The sequence below is a fragment of the Saccharopolyspora sp. 7B genome (genome assembly GCF_020177435.1).
Classification (GTDB): Bacteria; Actinomycetota; Actinomycetes; order Mycobacteriales; family Pseudonocardiaceae; genus Saccharopolyspora_C; species Saccharopolyspora_C gregorii.
The window spans coordinates 1,788-10,451 of sequence record NZ_JAIUKC010000230.1; the positions used below are offsets into that span (position 1 = coordinate 1,788).

Annotated in this window: 6 protein-coding genes and 1 pseudogene; 4 read left to right on the forward strand and 3 right to left on the reverse strand. The window is 72.6% G+C overall.

What is annotated here, in order from left to right; translation table 11 throughout:
- Window positions 1–74 precede the first annotated feature (74 nt).
- Window positions 75–430 (reverse strand): annotated as a pseudogene (locus LCD33_RS29700) (histidine phosphatase family protein); the annotation flags it as partial.
- A gap of 124 nt (window positions 431–554) precedes the next feature.
- Window positions 555–962: a superoxide dismutase, Ni gene (gene sodN, locus LCD33_RS27485; RefSeq protein ID WP_224960478.1), complete on the reverse strand. Its 408-nt coding sequence runs from the start codon at window positions 960–962 to the stop codon at window positions 555–557.
- Window positions 963–1,072: 110 nt separating this feature from the next.
- On the opposite strand from sodN, the gene LCD33_RS27490 reads away from it, so the two are divergent.
- On the forward strand, window positions 1,073–1,387 hold the full coding sequence (locus LCD33_RS27490) for a S24 family peptidase (protein WP_224960476.1): 315 nt from the start codon (window positions 1,073–1,075) through the stop codon (window positions 1,385–1,387).
- A gap of 81 nt (window positions 1,388–1,468) precedes the next feature.
- Window positions 1,469–3,070: a GMC oxidoreductase gene (locus LCD33_RS27495; RefSeq protein WP_224960474.1), complete on the forward strand. Its 1,602-nt coding sequence runs from the start codon at window positions 1,469–1,471 to the stop codon at window positions 3,068–3,070.
- A 42-nt stretch (window positions 3,071–3,112) separates the two neighbouring features.
- Here the strand turns inward: LCD33_RS27495 and LCD33_RS27500 are convergent, their stop codons facing one another.
- Window positions 3,113–3,724 (reverse strand): dTDP-4-dehydrorhamnose 3,5-epimerase family protein, encoded by a 612-nt coding sequence (locus LCD33_RS27500; RefSeq protein WP_224960473.1) that lies wholly within the window; start codon window positions 3,722–3,724, stop codon window positions 3,113–3,115.
- A 448-nt stretch (window positions 3,725–4,172) separates the two neighbouring features.
- On the opposite strand from LCD33_RS27500, the gene LCD33_RS27505 reads away from it, so the two are divergent.
- Window positions 4,173–5,375 (forward strand): NADP-dependent malic enzyme, encoded by a 1,203-nt coding sequence (locus tag LCD33_RS27505; RefSeq protein WP_224960472.1) that lies wholly within the window; start codon window positions 4,173–4,175, stop codon window positions 5,373–5,375.
- A 396-nt stretch (window positions 5,376–5,771) separates the two neighbouring features.
- On the forward strand, window positions 5,772–8,486 hold the full coding sequence (locus LCD33_RS27510; RefSeq protein ID WP_224960505.1) for a bifunctional diguanylate cyclase/phosphodiesterase: 2,715 nt from the start codon (window positions 5,772–5,774) through the stop codon (window positions 8,484–8,486).
- Window positions 8,487–8,664 lie beyond the last annotated feature (178 nt).

The following is an 8,664-nucleotide window of genomic DNA, read 5'->3' on the forward strand; positions in this document are numbered from 1 at the left end:
CGCGGCGGGCCCGGGGGGGGCGGGGGGGGGGGGGGGGGGCGGGGGGGGGGGGGGGGGGGGGGGGGGGGGGGGGGGGCCCCCCCCCGGGGCAGGGGTGCGTCCACACCGTCCAGCCCGGAACCTGCTCGCGGATCTCCGGGGTGGTGCGGCCCTCGTAGTCGCCGTAGTCCCACTCGGCCAGCAGCGGTTCGACCTCGGCGGTGAGCCCGGCGAGTTCGGCGGTGCGGCGGGCGCGGCCGCGCGGGCTGGCGAGCGCGGTCAGCGGTGCGTCGCCGCGCAGGGCGGTGAGGGTGCGGGCCGCGGCGGTGGCGAGCTCCTCGCCCCGCGCGGTGAGCGGGACGTCGGTGCGCCCGGTGTGCTTGCCGCTGCTGGACCACTCCGTCTCGCCGTGCCGCAGCAGGAAGACCTTGCGTTCGCCGGATTCCGCCACGCGGCGAAGTCTAGGCGGCCGGGCCCGCGGCGCCCGCCGCGCCACCGGTGCGGGGGCCCGAACGCGAGAACGGCGCCGTCGCGCGGTGTTCCCGCTGCGGCGGCGCCGTTCGGCGACAGCGACCTCAGCCCTGCTTGGTCTCCCAGAAGATCTTCTCGATCTCCGCGATGTAGTCCAGCAGTTCCTGGCCCTTGGCCGGGTCCATGGAACCCTTGGTGCCGGTCGCCCCAGCGGCCTTGGTGGCCTTGTTGACCAGCTCGTGCAGCTGCGGGTACTTCTCGAAGTGCGGCGGCTTGAAGTAGTCAGTCCACAGCACCCACAGGTGGTGCTTGACGAGCTCGGAGCGCTGCTCGGCGATGATGATCGCGCGAGTGCGGAACTCGAAGTCCTCGTTGTTCTGGTACTTCTCCTGCACGGCCTTGACGGACTCAGCCTCGATCCGCGCCTGTGCCGGGTCGTAGACCCCGCACGGCAGGTCGCAGTGCGCGGTGGCTTCCAGGCGCGGGCTGAGGATACGGGACAGTAGACCCATCATTCCTCCCTGACAGTGAATGCTCCGACGTGCGTGACCCTACTCGTGACGATCTCGTGCGTCTTCCTGGAGGGACCGCTGCGGGGGTGCTCTCGACCGGAGGTGGGACGGTGTCCGGGCTGGATCGGTGGCGGTGGCGCCGGGTGCTGGTGCGCGGGGCGTCGATGGTGCCCGCGCTGCGCGATGGGGACGTGGTGGTGGTGCGGACTCGCGCGGTCGCCCGGGCGGGTGATGTGGTGCTGGTGCGGTGGGCGTCGCGACCTGCGCAGCTGTCGGTGAAGCGGGCGGTGCGCCGGGAGGGCGCCGGGTGGCACGTGGTGGGGGACAACGCGTTCGGCTCGACGGATTCGCGGGAGCTGGGGCCCGCGGCGGTGCTCGGCGTGGTGGCGTGGCGGTTGTGGCCGAGGCCACAGCGGCTCCGCTGAAGTGATACCCGTTCACTTCGTTTGCACCGTTTATGTGAACAGGGTTCACAACCGTGGGTGCGCGCTGCATCATCCAGCGTCATGACTCTCTCCCGCCGGCGCATGCTCGGTCTCACCGCGCTCAACGCGGCCGCCGCCCTCGGCCTCACCACCGTCTCCACCCGCGGGGCGGTCGCCGCAGGCCGGCGCACCACCGTGCCCGCCGTGGTGATCGGCTCGGGCTACGGCGCGGCCACCACCGCGCTGCGCCTCGGCTCCGCGGGAGTGCCCACGCTCATGCTGGAGATGGGGCGGCTCTGGGACACCGCGGGCTCCGATGGGTCGATCTTCTGCGACATGCTGCGACCCGACCACCGCAGCAGCTGGTTCCGCACCCGCACCGAAGCACCGCTGGCCAGCATCCTGTGGCTCGACCTGGTCAACCGGGACGTGAAGCCGTACGCGGGCGTCCTGGACCGGATGCACTTCGACGAGATGGACGTCTACGTCGGCCGCGGCGTCGGCGGCGGCTCCCTCGTCAACGGCGGCATGGCCGTCACCCCCGAACGGGACGACTTCGCGCGGATCCTGCCGGGCGTCGACCCGGAACCGATGTACCGGCGGTACTACCCGCTGGCGAACCGGATGCTCGGCGCGAACTCCCCGGACCCCACCTGGTTCGAGGACACCGACTGCTACGCCTACGCGCGGCTGTCCCGCAGGCACGCCGAACGCGCCGGGTTCGGCACCACCTTCGTGCCGAACGTCTACGACTTCGACTACATGCGCCGGGAAGCCGCCGGTGAGGTCCCGAAGTCCGCGCTCGCCTCCGAGGTGATCTACGGCAACAACCACGGCAAGCGCAGCCTGGACAAGAGCTACATCCCCGCCGCCCTCGGGACCGGCAACGTCACCCTGCAGACCCTCACCCGCGTCACCTCGTTCCGGCAGGAGGCCGACGGGACCTACGTGCTCACGACCGAGCGCATCGACGAGCTCGGCGAGGTCCGCGGCACCGCCGAGATCGCCTGCGCGCACCTGTTCCTCGGCGCGGGCAGCCTCGGCTCCACCGAACTGCTGCTGCGCGCCCGCGACACCGGGGCGCTGCCCGACCTGCCGGCCGGGCTCGGCGAGAAGTGGGGGCCGAACGGCAACGTGATGCTCGGCCGCGCCAACCACCCGTGGGACACCACCGGGCTCGTCCAGTCGGGCATGCCCGCGCTCGGCATCGACAACCGGCACGACCCGGACAACCCGGTGTTCGCCGAGATCGCGCCGGTGCCCGCGGGCATCGAAACCTGGGCCAGCCTCTACCTGGCCATCACCCGCAACCCCGAGCGCGGCCGCATCGAGTACGACGCGGCCACCGACTCGGCGCGGCTGCGCTGGCGCGAGGCGCAGGGACAGCCGTCCATCGACGCGGCGAAGGCCGTGTTCGACCGGATCAACCAGGCCAACGGCACCGCCTACCGGCACGACCTGTTCGGCGACACCAGGGCGTTCGAGAACCGGTTCACCTACCACCCGCTGGGCGGCTGCGTGCTCGGCGACGTCACCGACGCGTACGGGCGGGTGCGGGGCTACCGGAACCTGTACGTCACCGACGGCTCGCTGATCCCCGGCTCCACCGGGGTGAACCCGTTCGTGACGATCACCGCGCTCGCCGAGCGCAACGCGGAACGGGTCCTCGCCGAGGACTTCTGAGCGCGCGGTCGCCCGGGCCGGTGCGTCCGGGCGCCCCGCCGGTCATGCCGCGGCGCGGAGTTCGGCGTAGCGGCGCAGGCAGGCGTCGTAGTCGGGCAGCAGGCCCGCGTCGGCGGCCGCCGCCAAGGTCGGCGCGGCGCGGTCCTTGTCCGAGAGCACCGGTTCCCCGTCGAGGTGCTCGGCCCACGGCAGGCCCAGTTCCGGGTCGAGCGGGCTGATCCCGTGCTCCGCCGACGGCGTGAACGGGGTGGAGCACAGGTAGCTCATCACCGTGTCGTCCTCCAGCGCGACGAACGAGTGCCCGAGCCCCTCGGCGACGTACAGCGCCCGGTACTCCGCGGAGTCCAGCCGCACCGCCACCCACCGCCCGAACGTCGGCGAGCCGACCCGCACGTCCACCACCACGTCGACCATCGAGCCGCGCGGGCAGTACACGTACTTCGCCTGCCCCGGCGGCACGTCCGCGAAGTGCACGCCGCGGATCACGCCGCGCGCCGAGACGCTGTGGTTGGTCTGCCCGAGGCGCAGCGGGTGCCCGACGGCCTCGACGAACGCCGCCTCCTGGAACGGCGCGGCGAACAGGCCGCGGTGGTCGGGGAAGGACTTCGGGGTGAACTCGTGCACGCCGGTGATGTCGAAGGAGCGGATTTCCACGTCCGCAGCGTAACCACCTCATTTTCCGCTTCCGCCGCTGAGCGCCGGGGTGGCGGAACCGCGGCGCGGGGTCGGAGCCGGCAGCGGACGCCCGGCCCACCGGTCGCTCGAACCGCCGCCGGCCGGCCGCGCGGAAAATCGGGAAATGTTGCGCCACCGAGAACTGCCCGCAGGAAACCGCCCGCGTGACGCCCGACCTGCTCGATCAAGTCTGTGACCCTGGTCGCTGACAGCGCGGAACCCGCGCTGGCAGACTGGCCGGACCGCAGCGTCCACCGGTTCGCTTTCCCGCACCAGGGAAACCGGCACCGGTCGTCCCGACGCCCGTCGCACCCGGTACCGCCCGGGAGCCCTGACGAGCGCGTCGCCGGGTGGCTGTACGTCACCCATTCGCTCCGAAACCCGGGACCACCCGGTTTTCGCAGGCCATGGCAACAGGAGGGACGCCGTGACCACTGTGAACGATCGCACTCCCCCCGCCGCGAGCGGCGCGGAACTGACCGACGACGAGATCTTCCACGCGCACGAGGGCGGCAAGCTCGGCGTCGACGTGACCGCGCCGCTGGACAGCGCGCGCGACCTGTCGATCGCCTACACGCCCGGTGTGGCCAAGGTGAGCCGGGCCATCGCCGCCGATGAGACCCTGGCCGACCGCTACACCTGGACGCAGAACCTGGTGGCGGTGGTCAGCGACGGCACCGCGGTGCTCGGGCTCGGCGACATCGGGCCGCGCGCCTCGCTGCCCGTGATGGAGGGGAAGTCGGCGCTGTTCAAGACCTTCGCCGGGCTCAACTCGATCCCGCTGGTCCTCGACACCACCGACGTCGACGAGATCGTGGAGACGATGGTGCGGCTGCGCCCCTCGTTCGGCGCGGTGAACCTGGAGGACGTGGCGGCACCGCGGTGCTTCGAGCTGGAGCGCCGCCTCATCGAGGCCCTCGACTGCCCCGTGATGCACGACGACCAGCACGGCACGGCCGTCGTGGTGCTGGCCGCGCTGCGCAACGCCGCGAAGATCGTCGGCCGTGAGATGTCCTCGATGCGCGTGGTCATCTCCGGTGCGGGCGCGGCCGGCGTGGCGTGCGCGAAGATCCTGCACACCGCCGGGGTCGGCGAGATCGTCGTGCTGGACTCGCGGGGCGTGCTGCACTCCGGGCGGGACAACCTCACGCCCATCAAGGAGGAGCTGCTCGGCTACACCAACCCGCGCGGCATCACCGGCGGGCTGGAGAACGCCCTCGACGGGGCCGACGTGCTCATCGGCGTCTCCGCCGGCCAGATCCCGGAGGAGCTGGTCGCGACGATGGCCGACGACGCGATCGTGTTCGCGCTGTCGAACCCGGACCCGGAGGTGCACCCGGACGTCGCGCGCAAGCACGCGGCGGTCGTGGCCACCGGGCGCAGCGACTTCCCGAACCAGATCAACAACGTGCTGGCCTTCCCCGGCATCTTCAAGGGCGCGTTGCAGGAGAACTCGCGGATGATCACCGACCGGATGAAGGTCGCCGCCGCGGAGGCCATCGCCGAGGTCGTCGCCGAGGAACTCGCCGCCGACAAGATCGTGCCGAGCCCGCTGGACCCGCGGGTCGCGCCCGCCGTGATCAGCGCCGTCGCCGCGGCGGCCCGCGCGGACGGGGTCGCCACCGCCTGATCCCGCCGCGGGGATCGGACATCCGGACCACTGGGGCGCACCGTTCGAGGTCCCCCCCAGTGGTCTGTCCGGTGGGCTTCGCCCGCGGCGTTCGCGTCATGACAGCCGGTGCCCGTCGTCACACGCGCGGGTGGTACCGATCGAAGGGCGACCAGCGGTTCGCTGCGGAGTCCGTGCCGGTAAGGTCAGGTCCGTAACTCGCTGTGGTGCCGATCACGTGCGGGATGGTCGGTCTTCGGTCGTGTGCCCGGTGAACGTGGCCGCTACGCAGGAGGGGTGCTGGTGACCGATCGGTACGACGGAACGCCCGCTTCCGGGGCGAGAGGCGTGACGGAACCGGCGGCGGACGGGGCGGCGGGCTCGCTCGACGACGCGGGATTACCCGACGCACCCGCGATGCTCAGCGCCGCGGACGGCACGGTCCTGCGGGTCACCGAGCAGGCCGTGCGGCTGGCCGGGGTCGCCGACGCGGCCGAGCTGCTCGGTTCGCGGCTCGGTGAACTCGTGGTGCGCGCCGGATCGGTGTCGCTGCTGCGCGGAGCCCGCGACATCGCGGTGCGGGTGCTGAGCTGGCCCTCGCCGCGGGACCCGTCGCTGCGGGTGACCGTGCTGGTGGACGTGCGCGACCTGCTGCCCGAGGACGCCGCCGCCTCCGGCGCGGAGATCGCCGACGAACGCGCCCGGCTCATCGAGGCGCAGCGCATCGCGAAGGTCGGCAGCTGGAGCGTGTATCCCGAGACCGGGCAGATGTACCACAGCCCGGTGCTCAAGGAGCTCTTCCACGCCAGCGGCACCGAGGACGCCTTCGACGGCGTCAACATGATCGTCGCGGTGCGGCCCGACGACCAGCCGAAGGCCGAGGACTTCGGGGCCCGGCTGCGCGCCGCGCCCGTCGGCAAGCTCGTCGAGGTCGAACTGCGCGACCACACCGACCGCGTCTTCCTGTGCACCGGCCGGGTCGAACGCGACGCCGCCGACCGGGTCGAACGCATCGAAGGCACCGTGCAGGACGTCACCGAGCAGCGGCTGCTGGAACGGCAGCTGCGCGACGAGCGCCGCAAGCTGCACGACGCGCAGCGGGCCGCGCGCCTCGGCACCTGGGAATGGGACGCCGCCACCGGCATCACCCAGCTGTCGGAGATGATGCGCGAGATCTGCGGGCACCTGCCCGGCGAGGCCACCAGCTACGAGAGCTACCTGCAGGGCGTGCACCCCGAGGACCGGGACCGCGTCGACGAGGCCTGGCGCGGGTTGTCCCAGTGCTTCGAGCCCGTCGAGGTCGAGCACCGCTTCGTGCGCCGCGACGGCGCCATCCGCACCCTGCGTGCCCACGGCACCGCCATCCGCGACCCCGACGGCCGGATGGTGCTCGTCGGCACCGCGCAGGACGTCACCGAGCAGCGCACCGCGCTGACCCGGATCGAGCGGTCCACGCAGCGGTTCACCGATCTGGTCGCCGTCACGCCCGTCGGTATCGGCCTGTTCGACCAGGACGAGCACCTCGTCGACGCCAACGACGCGCTGTGCGACCTGCTCGGCTACCGGCTGGAGCAGCTGCGCGGGATGAGCGCGCGGCAGATGACGCACCCGGACGAGCGTGATTCGGGGCTGCGCGCCGCCTCCGACGAGAGCGCCTCGTCCCGCGCCGGGCGGCGGAAGGTGCCGCAGCGGCTGCTGATCCGCTCCGACGGCGAACCGGTGTACTGCGAGCTGCACGTCGCGCTGTCGGTGCAGGACGACGGCACCCGGTTCTGGCTCGTGGTGTTCCAGGACATCACCGAACGCCGCCGTGCCGCCGAAGCGCTGCGCTACCAGGCCACCCACGACGACCTGACCGGGCTGCCGAACCGGGCCGCGGTCAAGGAGCTGCTCGGCACCCTGCTCGGCAGCTCCGATCCGGCCGGGGTCGCGGTGCTGTTCTGCGACATCGACAACTTCAAGCGGGTCAACGACTCGCTCGGCCACGACGCGGGCGACGAGCTGCTGGTGGCGTTGGCGCGGCGGCTCGAAGGCGGGCTGCCCGAAGGCTGCACCGCGGCGCGGCTCTCCGGTGACGAGTTCCTCATCATCTGCTCCGACATCGCCACCGTCGGCGGGCTCGACTCGCTCGCCACCCGGGTGTCCGGGCTGCTGCGCACCGCGGTGCCGGTGCACGGGCAGCTGATCCGGGTGTCGGCGTCCATCGGGGCCGCGGTGCCCAGCGGTGGTGGTTCCGGCGGGGAGGACCTGCTGCGGTTCGCCGACGCCGCCATGTTCGAGGCGAAGCGGCGCGGCGCGGGCAAGGTGTCGCTGGCCAGTCCGGCGCTGATGGCCTCCGCGGACCGGCAGCTGCACCTCGAAGGGCAGCTGCGGGAAGCGCTGAACAACGACGGGCTGACGTTGCACTACCAGCCGGTGGTGGCCTCCGACGGCACCGTGCTCACCGCCGAGGCGCTGGTGCGCTGGCCGCACCCGGACCGCGGGCTGCTCAGCCCGGACGCGTTCCTGCCCGTCGCCGAGCAGGGCGACCTGCTGCGCGAGCTGGACCGGTGGGTGCTGCGCACCGCGCTGCGCGAAGCCTCCACCTGGCCGGTGCCGAACGGGCGCCAGGTCGGGATCGCGGTGAACCTCGCCGGGCTCGTGCCCGGGGGCGCCGACTTCGTGGACGTCGTCGCCGACACCGTCGCCGAATGCGGGCTCGACTGGAACCGGGTGGTGCTCGAACTCGTCGAGACCGCGCTGGTCGACCTGCCGTCCCGCACCCGGCAGGCGATGGGGGAGCTCGTCGCGCGCGGCGTCCGGTTCGCGGTGGACGACTTCGGCACCGGCTACTCCTCGCTGGCGCGGCTCAAGGACCTGCCCGCGCAGATCATCAAGGTGGATCGGCGGTTCGTGGCCGGCGTCGGCGGCGACCCCTCCGACTTCGCCGTGGCGCAGGCCGTCGTCGGGATGGCGCGGGCCATGGGGCGGTTGTGCGTCGCCGAAGGCGTGGAGACCGCGACCCAGTTCCACGTGCTGTCCGGGGTGGGGGTGGACGCCTACCAGGGGTGGCTGTTCTCGCGGCCGATGCCGGCGCGGGAGTTCCGGGCGCTGCTGGAGACGGGCCCGCTCCCGCTGACCAACGATCGGTGAGATCCCTCCGCTCTTGCTGCGCAGCTCTGGGGTGGCGGAACCTCAGCGCCCTCCTCGCTGCGGGATCTTTTTCCCGCTGCGGGCGGGGTCGCCGGCCCCGGGGGGAACGCTGCTGGGGACTCGCGGGTGATCAGGTGGTGGCTGCTTCGTTCGTCGGCAGGGCGTGCGGGCTGCGGGG

What these genes read in the sequence shown, in the direction of transcription:
- sodN (WP_224960478.1), bottom strand. Translation starts at nt 962, where the DNA reads ATGGGTCTACTGTCCCGTATCCTCAGCCCGCGCCTGGAAGCCACCGCG.
- LCD33_RS27495 (WP_224960474.1), top strand. Translation starts at nt 1,469, where the DNA reads ATGACTCTCTCCCGCCGGCGCATGCTCGGTCTCACCGCGCTCAACGCG.
- LCD33_RS27510 (WP_224960505.1), top strand. Translation starts at nt 5,772, where the DNA reads ATGCTCAGCGCCGCGGACGGCACGGTCCTGCGGGTCACCGAGCAGGCC.